The organism is Neoalteromonas facilis, from assembly GCF_002807665.1.
Taxonomy (GTDB): Bacteria; Pseudomonadota; Gammaproteobacteria; order Enterobacterales; family Alteromonadaceae; genus Alteromonas_E; species Alteromonas_E facilis.
This window is the reverse complement of the sequence record NZ_PEAY01000004.1, coordinates 460,360-482,753: the sequence shown is the minus strand read 5'-3', so window position 1 is coordinate 482,753 and position 22,394 is coordinate 460,360. Positions and strand designations below refer to the sequence as shown.

At 45.2% G+C, this 22,394-nt stretch carries 18 protein-coding genes, 1 pseudogene and 1 riboswitch; of the genes and pseudogenes, 8 read left to right on the top strand and 11 right to left on the bottom strand.

The window, feature by feature from the left end; all coding sequences use genetic code 11:
* Positions 1-65: 65 nt before the first annotated feature.
* Positions 66-2,126 (bottom strand): annotated as a pseudogene (locus CSH93_RS13620) (TonB-dependent receptor plug domain-containing protein).
* A 465-nt stretch (positions 2,127-2,591) separates the two neighbouring features.
* Between CSH93_RS13620 and CSH93_RS13615 the strand changes: the two are divergent.
* Positions 2,592-3,512: a hypothetical protein gene (locus CSH93_RS13615; RefSeq protein WP_100643801.1), complete on the top strand. Its 921-nt coding sequence runs from the start codon at positions 2,592-2,594 to the stop codon at positions 3,510-3,512.
* Between the two features lie 444 nt (positions 3,513-3,956).
* Here CSH93_RS13615 and CSH93_RS13610 read toward each other — a convergent pair whose 3' ends face one another.
* Positions 3,957-4,583, bottom strand: a complete 627-nt coding sequence (locus tag CSH93_RS13610; protein ID WP_100643800.1) for a hypothetical protein — start codon at positions 4,581-4,583, stop codon at positions 3,957-3,959.
* A 227-nt stretch (positions 4,584-4,810) separates the two neighbouring features.
* Between CSH93_RS13610 and CSH93_RS13605 the strand changes: the two genes are divergently transcribed.
* Positions 4,811-5,401: a hypothetical protein gene (locus CSH93_RS13605; RefSeq protein WP_100643799.1), complete on the top strand. Its 591-nt coding sequence runs from the start codon at positions 4,811-4,813 to the stop codon at positions 5,399-5,401.
* A 17-nt stretch (positions 5,402-5,418) separates the two neighbouring features.
* On the opposite strand, the gene CSH93_RS13600 is transcribed toward CSH93_RS13605, so the two are convergent.
* The 4 genes from CSH93_RS13600 to CSH93_RS13585 form a co-directional block, all read right to left on the bottom strand.
* Positions 5,419-6,048 (bottom strand): mechanosensitive ion channel domain-containing protein, encoded by a 630-nt coding sequence (locus tag CSH93_RS13600; RefSeq protein WP_100643798.1) that lies wholly within the window; start codon positions 6,046-6,048, stop codon positions 5,419-5,421.
* Positions 6,049-6,131: 83 nt separating this feature from the next.
* A complete protein-coding gene (locus CSH93_RS13595) occupies positions 6,132-6,830 on the bottom strand; it encodes an HAD-IB family phosphatase (protein WP_164078377.1) in 699 nt (232 codons plus the stop codon).
* A complete protein-coding gene (locus CSH93_RS13590) occupies positions 6,823-9,945 on the bottom strand; it encodes an efflux RND transporter permease subunit (RefSeq protein ID WP_100643796.1) in 3,123 nt (1,040 codons plus the stop codon). Before CSH93_RS13590 ends, CSH93_RS13595 begins: the two co-directional genes overlap by 8 nt.
* A 10-nt stretch (positions 9,946-9,955) precedes the next feature.
* Complete coding sequence (locus CSH93_RS13585) at positions 9,956-11,032, bottom strand: efflux RND transporter periplasmic adaptor subunit (protein ID WP_100643795.1); 1,077 nt, start codon at positions 11,030-11,032, stop codon at positions 9,956-9,958.
* A 126-nt stretch (positions 11,033-11,158) separates the two neighbouring features.
* Between CSH93_RS13585 and CSH93_RS13580 the strand changes: the two genes are divergently transcribed.
* Positions 11,159-11,671, top strand: coding sequence for an NUDIX hydrolase (locus CSH93_RS13580; protein WP_338063509.1), 513 nt, complete (start codon positions 11,159-11,161; stop codon positions 11,669-11,671).
* An 86-nt stretch (positions 11,672-11,757) separates the two neighbouring features.
* Complete coding sequence (locus CSH93_RS13575; RefSeq protein ID WP_100643793.1) at positions 11,758-13,518, top strand: acyl-CoA dehydrogenase family protein; 1,761 nt, start codon at positions 11,758-11,760, stop codon at positions 13,516-13,518.
* Between the two features lie 68 nt (positions 13,519-13,586).
* On the opposite strand, the gene CSH93_RS13570 is transcribed toward CSH93_RS13575, so the two are convergent.
* A complete protein-coding gene (locus tag CSH93_RS13570) occupies positions 13,587-14,126 on the bottom strand; it encodes a DUF3016 domain-containing protein (RefSeq protein ID WP_100643792.1) in 540 nt (179 codons plus the stop codon).
* Positions 14,127-14,258: 132 nt separating this feature from the next.
* Positions 14,259-14,630: a hypothetical protein gene (locus tag CSH93_RS13565; protein WP_124748980.1), complete on the bottom strand. Its 372-nt coding sequence runs from the start codon at positions 14,628-14,630 to the stop codon at positions 14,259-14,261.
* 250 nt (positions 14,631-14,880) lie between these two features.
* Between CSH93_RS13565 and ccoG the strand changes: the two genes are divergently transcribed.
* From ccoG to CSH93_RS13545, 4 genes are all read left to right on the top strand, one after another.
* A complete protein-coding gene (gene ccoG / locus CSH93_RS13560; RefSeq protein ID WP_100643790.1) occupies positions 14,881-16,314 on the top strand; it encodes a cytochrome c oxidase accessory protein CcoG in 1,434 nt (477 codons plus the stop codon).
* Complete coding sequence (locus CSH93_RS13555; RefSeq protein WP_276307706.1) at positions 16,311-17,330, top strand: serine/threonine protein kinase; 1,020 nt, start codon at positions 16,311-16,313, stop codon at positions 17,328-17,330. The genes ccoG and CSH93_RS13555 overlap by 4 nt, the downstream gene beginning before the upstream one ends.
* 77 nt (positions 17,331-17,407) lie before the next feature.
* Positions 17,408-17,645, top strand: a riboswitch (cobalamin riboswitch).
* Between the two features lie 55 nt (positions 17,646-17,700).
* Positions 17,701-19,638: a TonB-dependent receptor plug domain-containing protein gene (locus tag CSH93_RS13550; protein ID WP_100643789.1), complete on the top strand. Its 1,938-nt coding sequence runs from the start codon at positions 17,701-17,703 to the stop codon at positions 19,636-19,638.
* 117 nt (positions 19,639-19,755) lie between these two features.
* Entirely contained in the window at positions 19,756-20,379 is a 624-nt protein-coding gene (locus CSH93_RS13545; RefSeq protein ID WP_100643788.1) for a thiol:disulfide interchange protein DsbA/DsbL, read from the top strand.
* Between the two features lie 100 nt (positions 20,380-20,479).
* Here CSH93_RS13545 and arsB read toward each other — a convergent pair whose 3' ends face one another.
* From arsB to CSH93_RS13530, 3 genes are read right to left on the bottom strand one after another with little or no spacing between them, the layout of a single operon-like run.
* Positions 20,480-21,496, bottom strand: coding sequence for an ACR3 family arsenite efflux transporter (arsB, locus tag CSH93_RS13540; RefSeq protein ID WP_100643787.1), 1,017 nt, complete (start codon positions 21,494-21,496; stop codon positions 20,480-20,482).
* Between the two features lie 49 nt (positions 21,497-21,545).
* Entirely contained in the window at positions 21,546-22,022 is a 477-nt protein-coding gene (locus CSH93_RS13535) for an arsenate reductase ArsC (protein ID WP_100643786.1), read from the bottom strand.
* 13 nt (positions 22,023-22,035) lie between these two features.
* Positions 22,036-22,371 carry a metalloregulator ArsR/SmtB family transcription factor gene (locus CSH93_RS13530; protein ID WP_240615601.1) on the bottom strand — a complete coding sequence of 112 codons (336 nt, stop codon included), beginning with the start codon at positions 22,369-22,371 and terminating at the stop codon, positions 22,036-22,038.
* Between the last annotated feature and the right edge of the window lie 23 nt (positions 22,372-22,394).

The window sequence follows — 22,394 nt, the reverse complement described above, 5'->3', positions numbered from 1 at the left end:
GCCCGCTACTGCGGGCTTTTTTGTGCGCTAAATAAAATATCTATAGCGGCTAAAGTAGAACGAAATCAGAAATGGTAGGTCACTTCTAACATTCCGTGACGTCCAGGAAGCGGATAATCGCCGCGAATACTTCCATTACTTGGATCATATGCTTCTTCGTCAAATAAGTTCTTAAAAATCAATGCAATGTCCATATTGGATGTCAATTCTCGGTAACTGATTTTACTATTCACAAGTACATGATTATCAAGCGCCGGTCTGTTATCCCCTATCGCGCGCTTTCTATCTCCAATCCATTTTCCGTCGAAGTAGATCCGCCAATGATCATTTAATTTCCAATAACTACTGACGAATAGCATTTGTCTCGGGATGCTGCCGACATCTTCACCGTTCTTATCTATCGCATCCACAAATGAGTAATGGCTGGTAAGCGTCCAATTTGATAGAGGTTTCCATTTAACTCCAAACTCGCCGCCTTTTGCTTCCTGGCGACCTATGTTAACCGCGACACTTCCCTGGCGAACAGGATCGAACTGAAATTGGATCAAATCATCTGCTGAATAATCAAACAGTCCGGCACTTATCTGAAGATTCTCGTTTGCAAAATATTCAAACGCCACGCCTAGTTCTAGACTATCAACAGATTCCGGACCCAGTTGATCATTGCCAAGTCCAACCGGATTATTCTGAGATTAGAGATCGGTAATAGATGGAGCACGAAAAGCGGAGCCTCCAAATATTTTAACGGTGATGTCAGGGCGTGCCTGCCAAATCAGCGATACTCGTGGATTAGAGGTTGAACCAAAATCACTATAATGGTCATATCGGGCACCTATATTCAGTTGAACGGTAGGTGAAACTTTCCATTCATCTTGCAAAGATATGTAATACAGGTGTCTTGATACGTCAGGTAAAAAGATGAGAGGGGTATCTGAAACATCAGTTAACTGTCCTCCCACTTCCCCTTCAGTACCATTAATAACCCCTGGTCCAAAGTTTTTTCTTTCTGTCGAATTATAATCTTGATGCTCATATCCCACCTGCCAACGTATCTTGTGGTGTTCACTTATATCCACTATTTGTGTTAGATGAGCTGAGGTGCGGGTTGCCTCGCTGGTAGGAGTACCAATATACCCATCGGTAAACTTTACGATCCCAACCGGCGATACAAAGTCCAGATTTCCGTCAGCCCCAATTGGCAGAATGGTATTGGCTGGAAACACATGTAAATACGAAAAAACATCTTGGTAATGATGAGCAAAAGTTAATGTCGCTTGTCCACCTAAGACGTCGTCTAAGCTATACCGAAGCCTATAATTATCAAAATGAACATCGTATATGCCTTCGGGATCTATCGCTTGCGCAATACCAGCACCTGTACCTGCATTGTTGTTACGATAACCCTGATAATCAAACGTAATATCCTGCCACTTGATCTGGCTGTAAATGGACGTGACTTTGTATCGTTCCTGCATCCCTGCGGGGGCGTTAGACGCAGATGAACCGAAAATACTGTCGAAAGTCGACTGTAAATCACTATCTACGATCCTACCGCTATCGCCATTGGAGTGAACGTATTCAGCACTAAGGGTGAAATCAAGTTCTTTGTAACTAAAGCTTGTATTTGCAAATGCATCTTGAGTAGAAAAGTTACCAACGCGAGCACCAGCCTGTTGTGATTGAGAGTGAGTAATCGGGATTAAATTGATAGTGCCTGCAAAAGCATCTGCACCATAAACAGAGGAGCCAGGCCCTCTCACCACTTCAATGCGAGCGATAGCGTGTAGTGGATAATCAAACGCATTGAAAACGCCACTAGATTGGACGTAACTAATCGCCTCACCATCAAACAATATTTTGATTTGCTGCGAAAAGGAACCGCCCAAGCCCCGCAACGTGAACCTGTCTTTGCCCTGAACAAAAGGCTGATCAACATGCATGCCCGGTATCATAGGCAATACATCTGCGAGCAAACGCGCACCGGCCTCTTGCCATTGTTCGCGATGGATAACATAAACAGAAGCAGGCGCAGACTTAATGCTTTGTTCAAAACCACTGGCCGCAGACACCAGAGTCACATTTCTGAGCTCTTCCAAACTCAGGTCGAACAATTCATCGGTAGCCATCTCAGCATGGCTACATACTGACATTACCCCACTGCATAGTGCTGCTAAAAAACTGATTAATTTCATTAAATACGCGGAATCATTAACTCTGGTTACAGTGTAAAACGAGTATAGCTTACGAATGGCTTTCGTTTACAACAGAGCGCGAACATAAACCACTCATAAGACCTTTCGTATGTACGCATAAATGAACGATAGAAAGGAGTTTTGCGTGCATCCGAAAGTCAGAAGTACACCCAATGTCGGTGCTTTCTGCTCTTCAAATAATTTTCTATTTTTCAGTAACACGCCAACATGACAACGCTGTCAATAAATTTTACAACTTGAATATAAATTTTCATAAAAAGTAACTAAAACTTCAAATGGGATCTTTGAGTTCATGTTTATATTGGTTAATTTATTTTTGGCTCTATTTTTGCTTTATCGCTGCCGTTTGAAATATGTTTTGAGGATTTTGAGGTACCTATGAAAATTTTATCTTGCGCGTTCGTACTTGTGGTTCTGATGTTATTTTCGGGTGTTTCTAAAGCTGTTCCAATCGAACTTGGAAGGGCGGGAGATTTCACTCTGTTAAGTGCTGGCATTTCTGGTTGGGACGCTAAGAATTCCGTTATGAGAGATGAAGGTCGTATGATCCTAGGCTCTCAAGCTCAGATTTTTGGGAATATAGGTGCAAGAACATCGATTGTAGCAGATGCCTCAGTTAACATTCATGGCGACCTTGTTTTCGGAACAGCCAATGTTTCGTCTGCAAACGTATTTGGGAATATAGTTGGCTTGTCTGAGCCTCAATGGAACGAAATTTTTACTGATCTTACTTCTGCTTCGCTTGCAGCATCTGCTATGCGCGACAATGCGAGTGCGGTAAATTACGGATCTATTTTAAGTTCCACAATATTTAATACGTCGTCAAACTTTAATGTCATTAATATTAACGGTGACTTGGAGTTAATGAACGGTGAGTCGCTAACGATCCGGGGTTCTGCGACGGATCAGTTTGTTATCAACGTCTCAGGGAATTTTGGCTTGTGTCGTCACACATATGTGAATTGTGATGCCAGTATATTACTTGACGGTGTTCTTGCTGAGAACGTTATTTTCAACTTTGAAAGCAAAATCGGAAACGCTAGCATCAATGGTAATAATGCCGGAAGTATGGCTGGCAACTATATTTCGAGTGCCGGTTTTAGTTGGTTATTGGGTGATGGTATGGTCTTGGAGGATGTTCGAATTCTCGCTAGTAATATTCCCACTGCTAATGTACAAGACGTGAAACAAATTACGCCCACTGTGAGCGTGTATGAGCCTAAAACTGTGGCACTTATGTTCATTGCATTATTAAGCTTAAGGTTGATTCGCCGTGGACATCAAAATAAAGCCAGATGATTAGAAGGTAGTTTACCCAGAGATGTACATTAGGCTTTTAATTTTATTATGAGTTTAAGGCCGAGGGATATAATGTCTGTTTCGTTTGATTTTGCTAAAAACATCTTAATTTAATTTGTTTTTACTCATCTAGTTACTAAGGGGTAACGGCTTGCGCCACGCTCACATATTTCTTTGATTGGCTGTAAAGTGTCTTTTGTTGTCAGAGGGAGCCATTCTTCAATTGCGTAAACAGCCGGTACTCAAACCCAAATTCGCACTTTTGATCATTCGTTAACTCAGAGTACATTCAGGATTAAACGACCAGAAATTGTCTAATGCCATATGCCACTACTAGTCAACACATTCAACCACAAGTGTTAGATTAGATATGAGACAACGCAATTAATCTTAGCCTTGCTTGCTCAGAGGCTAAGATTAATTAAACGCCTTCGTACAATCACTTTACTCCGAGAACGTGAATCTTTCCCATGTCGTTCTGTCATCTTCAGCGGCCCTTTCTGGGTGCACGAATGCCGCCCATTCGTCTTCATGCTTGATCCCGCTAACACCAAACATCATATTCCAAATGGTCCCTGGAAATTTCTTCCGGGCAATTTGCACTTGCCTATGCGTTCCTCTGGCAAACTTAGGGTTCTTTCTATTCTCAGGGTCCTCTAATCCACTGTACGGTACCCAAAAACCGGCATAATCCTTCAATTCCCATTTTTGAGATGTGTTTTCCCAACCATTTTCGGTTAATTTTCTCTCTCCCATTTGCGCTGACAGATGATATTTAAAGGGCACTTTCACTTCGTCACTTTCAACATATAGATCCAACACATTGATATCGTCTGCTTTGCTTCTAACGCAAATGTAGAAATAGTCATCATCATGCATCAATAAAATATAAACGTTCGCAGGCAATGCTATCGTTGTAGCAGGTCGCCAAACGTCATCATTGCAATTTCCGTTTAACAGCGGCGCTTTATTGGCGGGTGCTATCTCAATAGCTTTTTTATCCTTCGCCAAGCTATGACCACTAACGCCCAATGCGAATACTGTGAAAATGACTAACCGTTTGTTTTTCATGACCATACCTCTTTCTGGTTAACTGCTTTTACTAGGCAGTGAATGAAGGCGTACGGTAAAGCAAGACAAATAAAAGAATTGAGGTTTGGCTGATTTTTTGCTGAATTCTAGCTGACGCTGTTTTTTTTCACCGCCATTCTATTGTTCATCTCATACCCGAACATTCTGAACTTCAATAGTGAATTGCTGACGCGTATAGTGAAAGAGAATGCAAAATATGAGTTCACATGTCTTCACGTTTTAACCGCTATTGGAATTCACTAACGAGCCCAACTCAACAAGTTGTAAACAACTGGTGGGCGCACGCGCTACTCTCTGGCTGTGTAGCCTTACTATCGATTCATTTCTTGACTCTGGATGTCGAGCATATCTATGCATCAACCTACTTCAAATGGGCCCATTTAATCTTTCTTCCCTTTCATGAAGCAGGTCATTTATTTTTTGGCTTTCTCGGTCAATTTATTGGCTCCCTTGGCGGAACACTTGGACAACTGTTACTCCCCATTGTGTGTTTGATCGCCTTTCTCAAGCAACGCAATGACACATTCGCAGCTGCGGTTTGCGCGTGGTGGTTTGCCTTAAACTTTTTAGATATTGCGCCTTATTTGGCTGATGCACGCGAGGGGGTTCTACCATTGTTAGGAGGAAATTTTGGCCACTCATCTCCCTATGGTTTTCACGACTGGCATTATTTACTGAATGAGATGGGACTGCTAGCCTACGATAACCTGTTAGCATCAGCCTGCCTATTAATAGGTAAGTGTCTGATTATTTGGTGTAATTACTGGATAATAAGCTTGCTGTGGAAGGCTAAATAGCAAGACTAAACACAGTGCTATTTTTCAGCCTCTTCATTGGCTTCAATGGGCGACACAACCGGGCGCTCTGGCTGGATCGGTTGAGCCGCGATCTTACCCATCGATGACAGACGCCCACGAGGGTTAATCAAAGTAGGTCGCGTCAACAGCAAGTTGTTCGGATATACAATCACCTCACGATCTTCAGTAATCAATTTGGCACTGAAAAGCGTGACGTCTGAAATATAGCCTTCAATGTAATTATCACCATCGATGATGCGGATATAGTTGCCGCGGCGAAAAGACGGTTGGAACAACAACACAAAGTAACCGGTAATGTTGCTCAATAAAGACCAACTGGCGAACAACGCGACGCCCGTTAATGTCAGCAGTGACGTGGAAATCAGTAGTAATCCACTGAAATCAATGCCCCAAACAATCAGCAAACCTGAAACCGTGACAATACCCACAATCAAGCGCGTAATATGATTCGCTTTTTTGGCGGCTTCACCTTTCAATTTAGAACTGATGACTTTGCGCTCTATTAAAGGCAAAGCCAGTCGATTTAACGCTGTGTAGGCAATTAACAGAACCGCAGACCAAATCAAATGCGATTGAAAAGCTACGAGCCACTGTACGAGTTGATTAAACCACAGTGAATCCAGCATATGCACTTACTCCCTTTGCCTTTTAGCCTAACGTTGTTTACGTGAGTTATCGATGATGTGAATGTCGAGTATACCACTAAGCCTTAAACCTTTTCGATATGCCAACTCACCATAGTGGCGTCATCGCCGAAAGCGTGTTGCATCTTTGCAAAGCACTTGTCTTTAGGGTTTACTAAATAACGATGCTGGCATAAGGCCAGCATCGGGATATCTGCAGAACTGTCTGAATAGCCATAGCGCACTTGGTCGTCGTTTAAATGATTGCCATTCTCTAGCAAGGTGACTTTGTTCGCATGGTAACAAAACGTTTTGCTGATCCTGCCGCCAAGAAAATATTGATCACTTGAGCCGAGTAGATGATCGAACTCCAAATTGAGCGCTTTACACATATCCCGCGCCAACCAGCGCAATGCACCCGTAACTATGATAATGGTATGGCCCTGCTGACGATGCCAACGAATGGCCTCATAAGCATGCTGATATGCAGTCACACCTTTTTGCTGAATAATATAGTTCGCAGCTTGCTGCCGGAACGTTGCGTAGCGTTGCTTACCTAGAAATGCCGTTGCCGCCCACAAATAAAATGAATTGCGAGTTGCGAGAGATACCTTGGATTTCTCACACAGTTTAATGATCGGCAGTAAAAGTAAAATGAGTGCTTTTCGATATCGGCTGCGCGTTAACATATATCGCAACCAATGAGCGGTGCAATCTGAAGAGATTAATGTGTAATCCAGATCAAACAGAGCAACCGTTGGTTGCTCTGCATTGAATTTAGACACCGGTTCCCTCTGTCTTGCCTTTGTCGTACGGGATATCTGACTGCAAATTATCAACCTTTTGCGTACGTTCCAGCGGAGAGGTTGTGTTTCGTGCAAACCATGCATATGCGGTTGGCACCACATATAAGGTCATGAAAGTAGCAACAATAACACCGGCAAAAATAACCATACCAATGACTTCGCGACTTTCCGCGCCTGGGCCTGATGCTAACACTAGCGGCAGAGCACTGAACACGGTAGTGAATCCCGTCATCACAATTGGGCGCAGACGTAAACTGGCCGCCTTACGCAATGCCATTTCGAATTCTTCTCCCGCGTCGCGCAATTGGTTGGCGAATTCAACTATCAAAATACCATTTTTAGCCGCCAGTCCGATCAGCATTACAAGCCCAATCTGACTGTAAATGTTGATGCTTAGCTCTGAAACATACAAACCGATAAAGGCACCAAGCAGCGCTAATGGTACCGTCAACATGATCACCCAAGGATGCACCCAACTTTCAAACTGCGCAGCCAGTACCAAGTAAGTGATAGCCAAGGCTAAAATAAAGATAAATATAAACGAGTTGCCTGATTCATGATAAAGCTGAGACTCACCTTTGTAGTCAATTGACACGGAATCGGGTAGCTCGGTAGCCACAACATTTTCAAGGTAAGCCAAGGCTTGCCCAACCGTGTAACCGTCAGCTAGGTTTGCACTGATGGTAATTGAACGCATACGGTTGTAGCGGTTTAATTGCGCAGAGGTTGCTCGCTCTTCAAAAGTCAGCAGGTTGTCCATCGGGATCAATTCACCCGTGCGTTGTGAACGAACATACAGGTTATCGATACTGCGCGGGCTTCTGAAGTCATCTTCATCACCTTCGAGGATTACGTCGTATTCCTCACCGCGATCAAGGTAGGTTGACACGCGACGCTGACCGAGCATGGTTTCCAGCGTACGACCAATATCCGATATTGATACCCCTAAATCGGCTGCTCGGTCTCTGTTGATATTAACTAACAGCTGAGGCGAGGTCTCCTTGTAATCGGTATCAATTCGCACAAGCCCATCATTCTCACCAGCCTTTTCAACGACGATATCAGCCCATTCCACCAACTCTTCGTATGTATTACCTTGCAGTACAAATTGTACCGGACGACCGAATCCGCGTCCGGCGATAGAGCTGCGCATAATAGCGAAAGCACGAATGTCTGGAATAGCACTTAGGCGCCCACTGATTTCGTTCATCAACGCAAAGGTATCACGCTTGCGATCCTCCCAGTTTGCGGCGCCGACAATGGCAATACCTGCACCGCCACCAAAGCCTGGTGTTCTAACCAATACGCGTTGTGCTTCACCAGATTCGCGATACTCCAGCAAAATTTCTTCAATTTTGGCCAAGTTAGCAGAGTTACTTTCATAGCTAGCACCTTCTTGCGCTTGCATAATGATAAAGAAATTACCTCTATCTTCTCTCGGCACGAACTCCTCAGGTATGAGCTTATACAATTGGTACACAGCTACCACTGAGAAGATAAGCAAGATAGTCATCATCACCGGTTGGTGTAAGGTTTTATTTAAACTGTCGAAATAGCCCTTTTCCAATTTCTTAAAATTACGGTCGACAAAGTTGCCGAAGGCTGAACTGCGCTCTCGTTTCTGCAATAGTTTCGACGCCATCATGGGCGACAATGTCAGTGCGGTAAAACTGGAAAAAATAACTGCGGCGGCAATAGCGATGGCAAACTCAGTAAACAATCGGCCGATGTTGCCCTCTAAGAATACCAGCGGCATGAACACACTGACCAACACCAGTGTCGTGGCAATAACCGCAAACCCTACTTCGCGGGCGCCGCGGTAAGCTGCCAGAATAGGCGGTTCGCCAAGTTCAATGCGTCGATAAATATTCTCTAGTACTACGATTGCGTCATCCACAACCAAACCAATCGCGAGCACTAGCGCAAGTAACGTTAGAAGGTTGATCGAAAAGCCCATGACATACATAACGGTGAAGGCTGAAATTAACGCCACCGGTACTGTCACGGCGGGGATAAGGGTAGCTCTGACATTTCCCAAGAACACATAGATCACGACAATAACCATGATCATCGCAATCGCTAACGTGTTATACACCTCATTGATTGACTCCTCGATAAACACTGACGAGTCATAGCTGGGTACGATAAAGATATTCTCCGGCAACGTTTCTTCAATGCGCTCAATCGCTTCTCTAGCTGAACGGGCAACGTCTAAGGTATTGGCTTTAGATTGCTTTACAATCCCTAAACCAATCATGTTAACGCCATCACCCCGGAAGTCAGTTTCATCATCGACTGAAGTTAACTCAACGTGGGCGACTTCACCTAAACGCACTAGGTAACCATCTCGCCCCACCGCTACGGTTAGGTTGGCAAAATCTTCTGGTGTCAAAAATGTTCGCGCTACGCGCACTTCCAAATCACGGTCGGCGGACTCTACTTGCCCAGCGGGTAACTCAACGTTTTCAGATCGAATAATCCGTTCGACGTCGGCGACCGTTACACCGCGTGCTGCCATAGCATTGCGGTCTAGCCACACCTTCATCGCATAATCACGACCACCACCCACTTGCACACGCGCAATTCCACCTGCAATCGATAGGCGGTCAACGATGTAACGACGCGCGTAATCGGTAAGCTCCATAGTGTTCATGTTGGTACTGCGTAAGTTGTACCAAATGATCGGGTTTTCATCCGAATTTGACTTAGATACTTCTGGTGGATCAGCTTGATCAGGTAAGTTGTTAAGGGCGCGGCTCACTCGCTCACGCACATCGTTACTGGCAGCATCAATATCACGACTTAACTTAAACTCGATATTAATGTTTGAACGGCCATTGCGGCTGGTCGAGGTAATATTCTTTATCCCTTCGATACCACTGATCCGGTCTTCCAATATTTGCGTGATACGGGTTTCGACAATATTGGCTGAAGCCCCAGGATAATTGGTGGAAATTGACACGATGGGAGGGTCGATATCGGGGTATTCGCGCAGAGACAATAGCGAAATCGCAACCAGCCCGAATACGATAAGGAGTAGGTTTACAACCGATGCAAAGACCGGGCGCTTAACGGAAGTATCAGAAAGCCACATAAATAGTCACCTACTCTGCGTTTAATACATTAACAGGTGCATTATCGCGCAGGCGTAATGTACCCTCTGTAACAATACGCTGCCCTGGTGTGAGTCCAGAGAGGATTTGCACACGTCCAGGTCTACGCTCTCCCACTTTCACTTCGGTTGAACGGACTTTGTTCCCATCAATGACAAATACAAATTGCTTTTCTTGAATGGGTACAAGTGCCTTTTCAGGCACCACAATAGCTTCAAGCATTTGGCGTTGCACCGTCACCTGTAACAACATGCCCGGGCGTAATAATTGCTCACTATTATTAATGATGGCTCTCACCTTTATCGAACGCGTCACCGGATCTAAGCGCGCATCAATACTGGAAATCTCGCCTTCAAATGTTTGACCAGGGTAAGCGACGGAAGTGGCCCTAACGGTCTGGCCTTTGGCGATAGACGCTAAATGAGCCTCTGAAACATTGAAGTCAACTTTCACGCGACTAATATCATCCAAAGTGGTGATCACATCACCGGGGCGCACAAGTGCACCTACGCTCACTTGACGTATACCCAATTTACCTGAAAACGGCGCTACAATTTGAAGCTCATTAAGTGCAGCATTGGCAACATCCAACTGTGCCACTAGCGCATCTACACGCGCTTGCTGTTCATCTAATAGTTGCTGAGACGCGGCTCTTTCCTTGGCTAGCCCCTCAATTCGTTTTAATTGGCGTTTCGCTTCCGCCAAATTGATTTCTAACTCGTTGACGCGCGCTTTTTCAGCACGATTATTCAACTCAACCAATAAATCCCCCGCTTGAACAACGTCGCCATCGTCAAACGCTATCGAGGTTGCCACCTCGGCTTGTTGCGCAGTAATTTCAACGGATTCATTGGCTTGTGCTGTTCCAAGGGCCTCAATGACAATAGCAAAAGGTTGCATTTCAACTGTTACGGCAACCACTGGGGCTGCGCCACCTTGGCGATGTTGCTGCTTTTGCTCTGTCATTCCCATCCAATCTAGCACCAACGGCCAATTGATATACACGAGAAATCCTGCCAGCAGCAACGCACCAACAGCTAAAGGAGAAAAACGAAATGCACGAGCCATAGTGATCCTGATAAATAAGTGTTGTTAGAGTATCGGCTTAAACTGCGATTTATACAAAAACGCTGAGATACTTTTATAAGATGCGGTATTGTACTGGTTTTACAGCTCTTAGGATTACATTTGTCGGTGAGAATTAGTTGTTTAACGCTTTTTTGTTTATCCGTGCTATTAGGATGCTCTGAACCGCCGCCTAATCTGCCACATTGTCGCGCTAACGCTGAACCTTTGAATAGCCCCGCGACAAGTGCCGGCTGCCTGATTGTGAACGAGCAACAATTGTTGGTGATTAAACATCGATTAAGTGGCCGCTGGGATATTCCCGCGGGCGGACAAGTCACAGGCGAGTCTCTTGCCTGCACAGCACATCGTGAAACCTTCGAAGAAACCGGCATAAATGTCAGTGTGGACGCCTACATTACCACTACAACAAGCGGCATGGCCTTGTTTGCTTGTTCACATCAAAGTGGCTTCACACCACCTAAATACCCCACCCTCCCCTTGCCTGAATGGTCTAAAGGTGAAGTGACACAAATTAAATGGGTCGATCCTTTCACCCTTAACCCGAGAGAATGGCGATACATGGATCAGTGGCCTGAAATTGCCGAAGCCTTTGTCATGGCCTCATCGATACAGAAATAAAGCCTAAAACGAAAATTACCCGTACTAATCGACATAATTTCTCGTATAATAATTAAAACGCCCGTTTGAATTTTAAGGAGACCGCTATGCCGCAATATAAGGCACCAATAGCCGATTTTCAGTTTTTACTCAGAGATTGGCTGAAGATTGATTCACACTATCAAACCATTGGCGCATCAGATTATGACGCAGAATTGGTAATGGAAGTGCTTAATCAAGGCGCAAAATTCGCGGAAGACATGATAGCCCCTTTGAATAGAGAAGGTGACGAACAAGGCTGCACCCTTGCTGATGGTGATGTTAAGACACCGGAAGGCTTTGCTCAAGCCTACCAGGAATATGTTGAAAATGGTTGGAACGCGATGCTCGGCAATCCTGATTTTGGCGGTCAAGACCTGCCATACTCTGCCGCCGTACCCGTGCATGAAATGCTCAATTCAGCCAACCTGAGCTGGCGATTAACCACAATGCTAACCGAAAGCGCCATTCTCGCGGTTAACAAACATGCCAGTGACGAACTTAAGAATCTATATCTGCCGCAGCTCATTTCAGGTGAATGGACAGGCACGATGAATTTAACCGAGCCTCAAGCAGGTACTGATTTAGCCCTCTTAAGCACAAAAGCGGAACCTCAGGCTGATGGCAGCTATTCCATCACGGGGAACAAAATATTCATTACCGGTGGTGACCAAGATTGGAGTGCTAATATTATCCATTTGGTACTGGCACGCTTACCCGACGCCCCCGCTGGCGTGAAAGGTATTAGTCTATTTTTGGTGCCGAAGTTCTTATTGGATGACAATGGTCAACCTGCAGAACGAAATGCCGTTTCAGTCGGCAGTATCGAAAAGAAAATGGGCCTTAAAGGCAGCCCTACTTGTGTGATGAATTATGATGGTGCTAAAGGGTGGATAGTGGGTGAACCCAATCAAGGTCTAGCTTGCATGTTTACCATGATGAACGACGCTCGCTTCCAAGTGGGTTTGCAAGGCTTAGGTATCGCTGAAGCCTCCTATCAAGGTGCTCTGACATACGCCCGTGAACGCTTACAATCTCGAGCTCCACAAGGTGCACAGCAACCCAATGACAAAGCCGATGCGATCATTCATCAACCGGATGTGCGCCGTATGCTACTGACACAAAAAGCCTTTGCTGAGGGTTGTCGAGCGTTGTCGTTGGTCTACGCCAAATACATGGATATTGAAAAATACTCGTCGGGCGACGAAAAACAACAGGCTGAGCATGTGCTGCAATACTTAACGCCCGTGTGCAAAAGCTTTATGACCGATATGGGTCTGGAAGTCGCCAGCCACGGTATTCAGGTGTATGGCGGCCATGGGTATATTCGTGAATGGGGTATGGAACAATTGATGCGTGATGCCCGCATTGCGCAGTTATATGAAGGTACCAATGGTATTCAAGCCGTTGACCTTATAGGCCGCAAGCTCACCCGCAGTGGCGGTACCATGATGCGAGCCACCTACGACGCATTTATTTCTCTGACAGACACAATTGAAGATGATAGCGCTCGCGTAAGTGCGCAATCCTTATTAAGTGAATGGCGTGAGTTGTCTGAAACAATATTGAGTTATAGTCCTGAAGATGTCGCCGGTGGCGCATGTGATTACTTAAACTATACCGCGTATGTGCTGATTGGCGTACTTTGGTACAGCATGGCTGATGCTGCCGTCAAAACAGACAATGCGGCGTTAGCTGCGGGTAAATGTAAAACGCGCGATTTTTATGTGAAACGTTTGTTGCCGCGAAAAGACATGCATAAAGCCGGACTCGTATCAGGGGCTGAAGATTTAACAGCCGTTTCAGACCGAGAGTTTGACTACTTATAAAGTCCAAAAAGCCGGCAAAAATGCCGGCTTCTTATTGATTTGCGAAAAACTAAAACGGGAAAACGTCGTTACTGTTTAGCCGTTATCAAATAGTCAGAGAATTCACGATTAAACCATTCTTTCAACATGCGCTTTTCATACCGCAGAGGGTCTGTATCTGAGCCATGTAAAGAACGTTGTAAAAAGCCCATATCCTTCAAATCCACATCGGCTTCTTTGACTAATTCACCATTCGACAATAGCTTATATGAAAATGACATACGTGGAATATCGATATCTTTTATTAAACGCACGTCCTGTCCACCCTGACCTAAACCAACAAACGAACTAGGCCATACTTGTCCGGCTAGATCCACATTGGTTACTTTAATATTCCACTGATAGTCGTCAGGAAACCGTTGAGCAAGAGAGGCAAAATAGTCGTCAAAACGATGAAACGTTTGTTCCATAAATCGCTTGCGAGATTGGTTCGCTGCTCTCACATCAGTGTAATCTTCAGGCGATTCCCAGCTTACTGAAACATGTTCGTTGATAGGGGGTTCGTCGGCCAAAGCCAATCCAGAGGTAACCCCTAACGCAATAGTAATAAGTGATTTAAACGTGTTCATAAGACTCCCTCGTTCCGTTTTGAGACAGTTGCCGTTGATCAGTAAGTATCACTGAGACAGCGGTGAATACGAAAAGTTTAGCGTATTCACCTGAACAGAGTCTGAATAATGAATGATGCTAACGAAATACACTTAGCTAGCGCGTTGCATCGCGAGCAGTGGTGACTGCGTCATTTCACGGCACACTACGCGCAGACTCGTGCCGTAGATAAAGGGGTTCATATCACCATCTACACAATACTTGCGATGAAATTGTTCCACTGATTGGCGATTTTGCATAACGTCATCAAGATAACCTCTTTGACGATCACTCATACCACCCACAGCGGGTTGTATACTATTGTATAACTGCCCAATTTCCTGTTTATCAGGAATTTCTGCTATTGTAGTCATCCAGTCAGATGCCGTCGCCTGCATGTCACTTAACCAGTATTGCATGAATGGCGTGCGCAATATCATGACCAATAAGACTACCTCTATAAAAACGACAAATGCTTTAAACATAACGGTGCCAATGGATTGTTCATATATTGCACAATAAGCGCTAATTGACCAATCGCCAATCACACTAACGATACTCGGGTATACAAACCAATAACTCTTGAGACCCTTGTCATTCGCCGGAAATCACTAAGTATCTGTTTACGCAGAAAAGTTGATCTAAGTTAACGTTTCGTCGGCGCATTTAGGTATACTTATAAATATTCGCAATTTTCTTTTTTTTTTCGACTCATTGAGCGATAAAGGCCATTTCATGAACAGTCAAATCCCGGTAAAAGATGTGACGCCGGTGAAAGTCCACAAGCCTAAAAAAAGCAATCAGGGTGATAATTATACTGCGCGCAGTCGTATCTATGTGCGTGCGGTTGAAGGCACCTTTGAAAATATTCGCCGCTTTTTCGGACTTATCTTCTTAGGTATGTTTGCCATAATCCCTTGGTTTCAATATAACGGTAGTCAAGCGGTACTGTTGGATATCGCAGAGCAGCGATTTACCATTTTCAGCTTAACTCTTTGGCCACAAGATCTCACTTTGCTGGCTTGGCTCTTGATCGTGTCAGCCTACGCCCTGTTTTTTGTAACAACCTTTGCCGGTCGCGTCTGGTGCGGTTTTATGTGCCCGCAAACGACTTGGACTTTCATCTACATTTGGTTTGAAGAAAAAATCGAAGGCAGCCGCAATAAGCGCATGAAGCTTGATGAACGGCCAATGGATTTTGATAAGTTCTGGCGCAAAACATTAAAACATACGGCTTGGGTAGCCGTTGCGTTGTTAACCGCATTAACGTTTGTCGGCTATTTCACGCCTATTGACCAACTGTTTGTTAACTTTTTCACTTTTAACACCAGCTTCTGGGCCGCTTTTTCAGTGATTTTCTTCACCGTATGTACCTATGGAAACGCGGGTTGGATGCGTGAAATTATGTGCACGCACATGTGCCCCTATGCGCGTTTCCAGTCTGCTATGTTCGATAAAGATACCTTTACCGTCGCTTACAACCCAACACGTGGTGAACAACGTGGCCCAAGACCTCGCAAAGTAGCGCACAGCGATTTAGCTGAAAAAGGCCTAGGCGACTGTATCGATTGCAACCTATGTGTGCAGGTGTGCCCGACCGGCATCGATATCCGCAATGGCTTGCAATACGAATGTATTAATTGTGGTGCCTGTGTAGATGCCTGTAACGGTGTTATGGAAAAAATGGACTACCCGAAAGGCCTGATCAGTTTTACCTCAGAACATGAATTAAAAGGTGGGACAACGCACATTGTGCGCCCTAAGCTGATTGGTTACGCGATTGTATTGGTGATCATGACAGGATTACTGACGTTTGAAATGTTGACCCGTTCGTCTATTGAAGTTGACATTATTCGTGACCGAAACTCTCTGTATCGGGAGACCAATGAAGGCTTAATTGAAAATGTTTACACCCTGAAAATTCTTAATAAGTCTCAGGAAGATCGCGTGTATACCATTGCGGTCAAAGGTTTAAAGGAATATGAGTATATTGGCGATCAAGTCGTCAACGTGGCCGGTGGTGAAGTATTCAGCTTACCGATTTCAGTTGCAACCGACCCTTACAATCTCGAAGGCAGAGTTACCGACATCGATTTTCATGTGCAAACGCAAGACTTAGACGGTAATCTAATAGAAGTTGAAGAGCCCAGTAAGTTCTTGTATCGGTGAATATAAATACATCCCAAACACCTGAAGCCAGCACCAACAGTGCTGGCTTTCAGTTTTCTGACTTAACACCTGATCTCATTTTAAATGGTATCGAGAGCATTGGCGTTTTTGCCGAATCTGGATTACTGGCACTTAACAGTTATGAAAATCGGGTATATCAGTTCATCGACCAAGACAGGACCCGTTGGGTAGTGAAGTTTTATCGCCCTCAACGATGGACCGATGCGCAAATATTAGAAGAACATGCTTTCGCCTCAGCATTATCCGACGCTGAAATTCCTGTTGTTGCGCCGGTTCATATGCAGGGTAGCACTTTACACCACTATCAAGGTTATCGATTTAGCCTGTTTCCTTCGGTTGGAGGGAGGCAATTTGAAGTCGACAATCTTGACCAACTCGAGCAGGTTGGTCGTTACCTTGGCCGTATACATGCAGTTGGCCAAGCAAGTCCATTTGAATTCAGACCCGCATTTGACATAGACCAATACCTTTATCAACCGCAACAGCAACTGATTGCCAGTGGCTTTGTACCACACTCGCTACAAACGCCCTTTTTCACCATTTTAGAGCAAGTTATTGCAGCGACTGCCGAAAGGTTCAGTGATGACGGATTTATCCGCTTACACGGAGATTGTCATCCGAGTAACATTTTATGGCGTGACGGGCCCAGTATTCTAGATCTTGACGATTGTCGCATGGGCCCAGCGATCCAAGACTTATGGATGATGTTGTCAGGCGACCGCCAACAACAACAGTTGCAATTAGAGGTTTTGGTTGAAGCCTATGAAGAATTTAACACCTTCGTTCCCAGTCAATTAGGCCAAGTGGAAGTATTACGCGCCATGCGGATGGTGCACTACATGGCGTGGCTGGCAAAACGCTGGGAAGACGCCGCCTTTCCTAAAGCCTTCCCCTGGTTTGCCAGTGAAAAGTATTGGGAACAGCAGATCCTTGCCCTTAAAGAGCAGCTTTCTGCACTGAATGAGCCTCCGCTAAAACTGATGACGGGATTTTAATAGTCCTTATTCGTCCATGATGAAGCTTAATCGTATAATTAGAGACAATAAAACTCTGTAATCAGTAGCTTTTTTATATACACTGCAACGCTTCAGGTGCTTCGCGTCGTTACGCGAGTTAAACGGGAAATTGGTGTGAAACCAATGCTGCCCCCGCAACGGTAAGTACTGTTTTATCTTTGGGTAAAACAGAAAGTCAGGAACAGCGTGCTAACGTTCTTCCATACCACTGTGCTTCGCATGGGAAGGTGACTTTTGACACGTCATTTGGCGTGAATAACGAGCCCGGATACCGGCCTGAGATCGCCCGGCACAAGCTTTGCCGATATTGTCCGTTCGCACTCGGGTGGAGTGTCTTAGGAATTACATAATGAAAACACAAATAAACCCGGCCACTTTGGCTGTGGCTTTTGGGGCATTGCTTTGCCCTAACATAGCGCTATCTCAATCAAACTCAACTCAACTCACTACAGGATCCATTGAACATATATCCGTTCTTGGTTCGCGCAGTTCCAGACCGCTTTCCACCGTGTCTTCCAGTGTCTATGTGTTAGATGAGCTGAGTATTCGCCAGTCTGGCCAGCAATTTTTAGTCGACATACTGCGTGGTATGCCTGGCATCAGTGTCAGTCGCTCAGGCAGTGTAGGAGGCTTAACTGAAATTCGGATGCGCGGTGCTGAAACTAATCATTTACTGGTCATGATAGATGGAGTAGTAGTGAATGATGAAAGTCAGGGGGGATTATTCGATTTTGCTCACCTGACAACCGACAATGTAACCCGCGTAGAGTTGCTATCGGGGCCGCAAAGTGCGCTGTGGGGCAGCGGTGCCGTAGCAGGTGTACTGAGTATTACCACAGCGCAACACCACAATTCTTCAACCAAGTTCAGTGCCAGCCTGGGAAATCATCAGCAGCGTAGTGTTGGGTTCAGCACGCATCAGCGCTCTAATGAGATCACGTGGAATGCGTCACTATCTCATCTCACCACTGATGGGGAAAACGTGTCACGCGTCGGCAATGAAGACGATGGCTACGATAATACGACTTTGCATGCGGGCCTCGTTTGGCAAGCTTCTGAGCAGGAGACGATCAGTCTAAATATACGCTCATTAGATTACCGTAATGAATACGATAACGTTGACTACTACATTACGGGGTTACCGTCAGACTCTGACAATGTCACGGATGGGAAGCAATTGTCGGCCCGGTTAGGCTGGCAGTTCCAATCTGTTGACAACATTTGGCAACACAACGTGCAAGCGCACATTAGCGTAAATGAAAATCAAAACTACGCAGCTAAAAATGATGAAGGTGGCAGCGAAGCACGCCGATTCAGTGTGAGCTATGTTGCCAGCTATTCTCCCTCAGCGTCTTATCAAGCGAACCTCGGAATCGAAACAGTTGAACACAAATTTGATCAATACGGTCCGATTGTTTTTGCTGATCCGAATCAGACTCAACACATGGATACGCAAAGTGTTTTCACTGATGCGTTTGTTAAGGCAACCCGCCATATCACACTCAACGGCAGTGCTCGTTGGGACCAAAACAGTGATTTTAACAACCAAAGCAGTTTCCGTTTTGGCCCTCATTGGCAACTTACTCCGCGCCTCAAGCTATATGCTAGTTACAGTAAAGCCGTACGCAATCCAACATTCACTGAGCGCTTTGGCTATTACCCGGGTAGTTTCGTTGGCAATCCAAACTTAACGCCTGAAACGGTTAAAAGTGCGGAGATAGGTTCACGATTGCAACTCAGCCAACACACAGACGTTACGCTGAACTGGTATAAGAACAAACTGACAGATGAAATTAACGGGTTTGTTTTTGCGCCTGAACAAAATGCCTACACCGCACAAAATAGCACTGCAGAAAGTGAGCGAAAAGGGTTAGAACTGAGTGCATCCCAAGCCTGGCGCACGGGATCGTTAAAAGCCTACTATTCTTATGTTGATGCAGAGGAAAACTCTAACAGTGCCTCTCAAATTATAGAACTTAGACGCCCTCAGCACACAGCCTCAATCGTATTGGCGTTAGCAGACAGCAATGACCGATGGTTTGCAAACATCAAAGCTGATTATACGGGAACGCGCTTTGATCAATATTTCCCGCCTTACCCTCAAGCGGCACAAAGAATTAAACTTTCTGCCTATTGGCTGGTCAATGCTAGTGTTGGCTACACACTGTCCGATTCAGCGTCGATTCAGTTGAGTGCCCATAACCTGTTTAACCAAGACTATGAAGATATTGTTGGGTATGTTGGAAAAGGGCGCCAAGTAAATGCTTCTGTGACCTACTCACTTTGATACCCTTCAGTCGCGTGATATACCAATTCTATCGCGCGACTTTAGGTTAACCTCTAGTCGCTAATAGGTAAGCTATGCTAGGCTTACGCGAAATTTTTGCAAAGGAAACTACCAAACATGAAAAAGCTGTTTTTAGGATTGTTGCTCGCTACGGTATTGCCACTTCAAGCATTTGCGCAAGAGTTGTGGCAAGAAGGTACTCACTACAACGTGATCAGCGACAAAGCCTCAAGCAAACCCATCGTCAAAGAATTCTTCTCTTACTGGTGCCCCGGATGTTACCGCTTCGAACCATTAGTAAAAGAAATGAAGAAGAAGTTGGACAAAGACACCAAATTCGAAAAAGTTCATGTGAACTTTATGGGCTTCACGACACCTGCTATTCAAGAAGAAGTCACGCGCGGTTTGATGATTGCTCGTGCTGTTAAGCAGGAAGAGAAGCTAAACGATGCAATCTTCGATTACATCCACAAACAGCGCGCACAAATTACCGGCTTGTCTGATGTACGTAACATTTTCATCATAAACGACGTGGATGCTGCTGAGTTTGACAAATTAGCATCGAGCTTTGGCGTTAATAGTATGGTGCAAAAAAACAACAAAGAAATTGAAAAATTCCGCCAGCACCTAGCGCGTGTTCCAAACTTCATCATCAATGATAAATTCCAAATCAATATCACGCGTGATATGACACCTGATGATATCGTTGATTTGGTTGTATGGTTATCGAAGCAAAAATAATTCAGTAACCTACAAGTAAACACACAAAAGCCGCTAATCATTAGCGGCTTTTGTTTTTCTGACAGTTGATAAAGATTGTGCGAGATAAAACGGCTAATGCCTAGGCAAACCAATGACGCGTTCGGTTAGCAAACCACACTAACGACAACATTACCGGCACTTCCACTAATACACCTACCACAGTGGCCAGAGCCGCACCTGAGTGAAGGCCAAACAAGGATATTGCTACGGCGACAGCTAACTCAAAGAAGTTTGACGTACCTATCATGCAGGCTGGAGCGGCAACGTTGTGTGGGAGTTTCAATTTCTTCGCCAAGGCATACGCAATGGCAAATATGCCGTAGGTTTGGATCAGTAAAGGAATTGCAATCAACACTATGGCTTGTGGTTTGGCTAAGATCGTTTCTGACTGGAAACCAAAAAGCAAAACTACCGTGCTCAACAAACCAATGATCGACCACGGTTTCATCCTCGCCAGGAAGCGCTCCAACTGCGAATGATCGTTTTGCTTATCCAGTTGTCTTCGTGTGAACGCACCGGCGAGCAGCGGTATCAACACATACAACACCACAGAAATCAGTAGCGTATCCCAAGGCACCGTAATGTCGGTAATGCCAAGCAGCAGCCCAGCTAGCGGTGCAAACGCGAAAATCATAATGACATCATTGATGGACACTTGTACCAAGGTGTAATTCGCATCACCTTGGGTGAGTTGGCTCCACACAAATACCATGGCTGTGCAGGGTGCAACGCCCAGTAATATCATCCCTGCAATATATTCCGTGGCGGTTTGAGGATCGACCCAATCGGCGAATATTCCTTTGAAGAACAACCAGCCCAACAGCGCCATGGTGAACGGTTTAACTGCCCAGTTAATGATCAGCGTCAGGATGAGGCCTTTGGGTTTATCCCCCACGTGCTTTATCGATGAGAAATCCACCTGCACCATCATGGGGTAAATCATTAACCAGATCAGGACCGCCACCACCAAATTCACGTGCGCATATTCTATGGTCGCGATACTTTGAAAGGTATGCGGTGACAAGCTACCGGCCACGATCCCGAGAACAATAGCGATGCCGACCCACAGTGATAAATAGCGTTCAAACAATCCCATTAGTGTATTTCCGTTAGTTTGATGATTTTGAAACCGTAAACGTTGTTGTTCATTTTACTTGTGCCCCTAAGCTCAATAGCGCTTGGCGCATTTCGTTCGCTGGCAGCGCTTGCATAGCTACCTCACTCAGTTGTGTTACCCGTAGTTCTATTTCAGCAATACAGGCCTTGAATGCTGTCGCTACGGCATCCTCACTCCCCTCTACTTTGGACGGGTCACTCAACCCCCAATGAACTTGCACTGACTTCCCAAACCATACTGGACAAGTTTCTGCAGCGGCTGAATCACACACGGTCACAACCACATCGGGATCAAAGTCTTCAAATTCGTCCCAAGACTGGCTTTTTAGGCCATCGGTAACGTACCCCGCAAGCTTGAGAAATTTCAGACTCAGTGGATGCACCTCGCCCGCCGGCTGACTACCGGCACTCCTAGCCGTAATATAGCCATTCGCTTTTTGATTCGTAATCGCTTCTGACAAAATGCTTCGACAGCGATTGTGGGTGCATATGTATAAAATTTTCATGGCTAATTGGACTCTACTGGCAAATGGTTTGGGCTTGTTTGGCGTTTTCTAACGCTTGCAAAGCGGATGAATAAAAAGCGATATTGTTAACTGCCGTGTTGTGTACAACCTCTTTCGCCCAATCTGGTAGGCTGGGATTGATGTAGTAATAAACCCATTTGCCCCGGCGTTCACCTAGAACAACACCGGCCTTGCGCAGTTCAGCCAAATGTCTGGAAATTTTGGGTTGTTCCATGGCCAATGCGAGCATTAATTCACACACACATGCCTCTCCAACATTGTTGATTAAAAGTACGATCAGCAGGCGTGTCTCATCAGCCAAGGATTTGAAGAAGGGTAATGGGCTCAAAATTTCCTCAACACACATTCGAT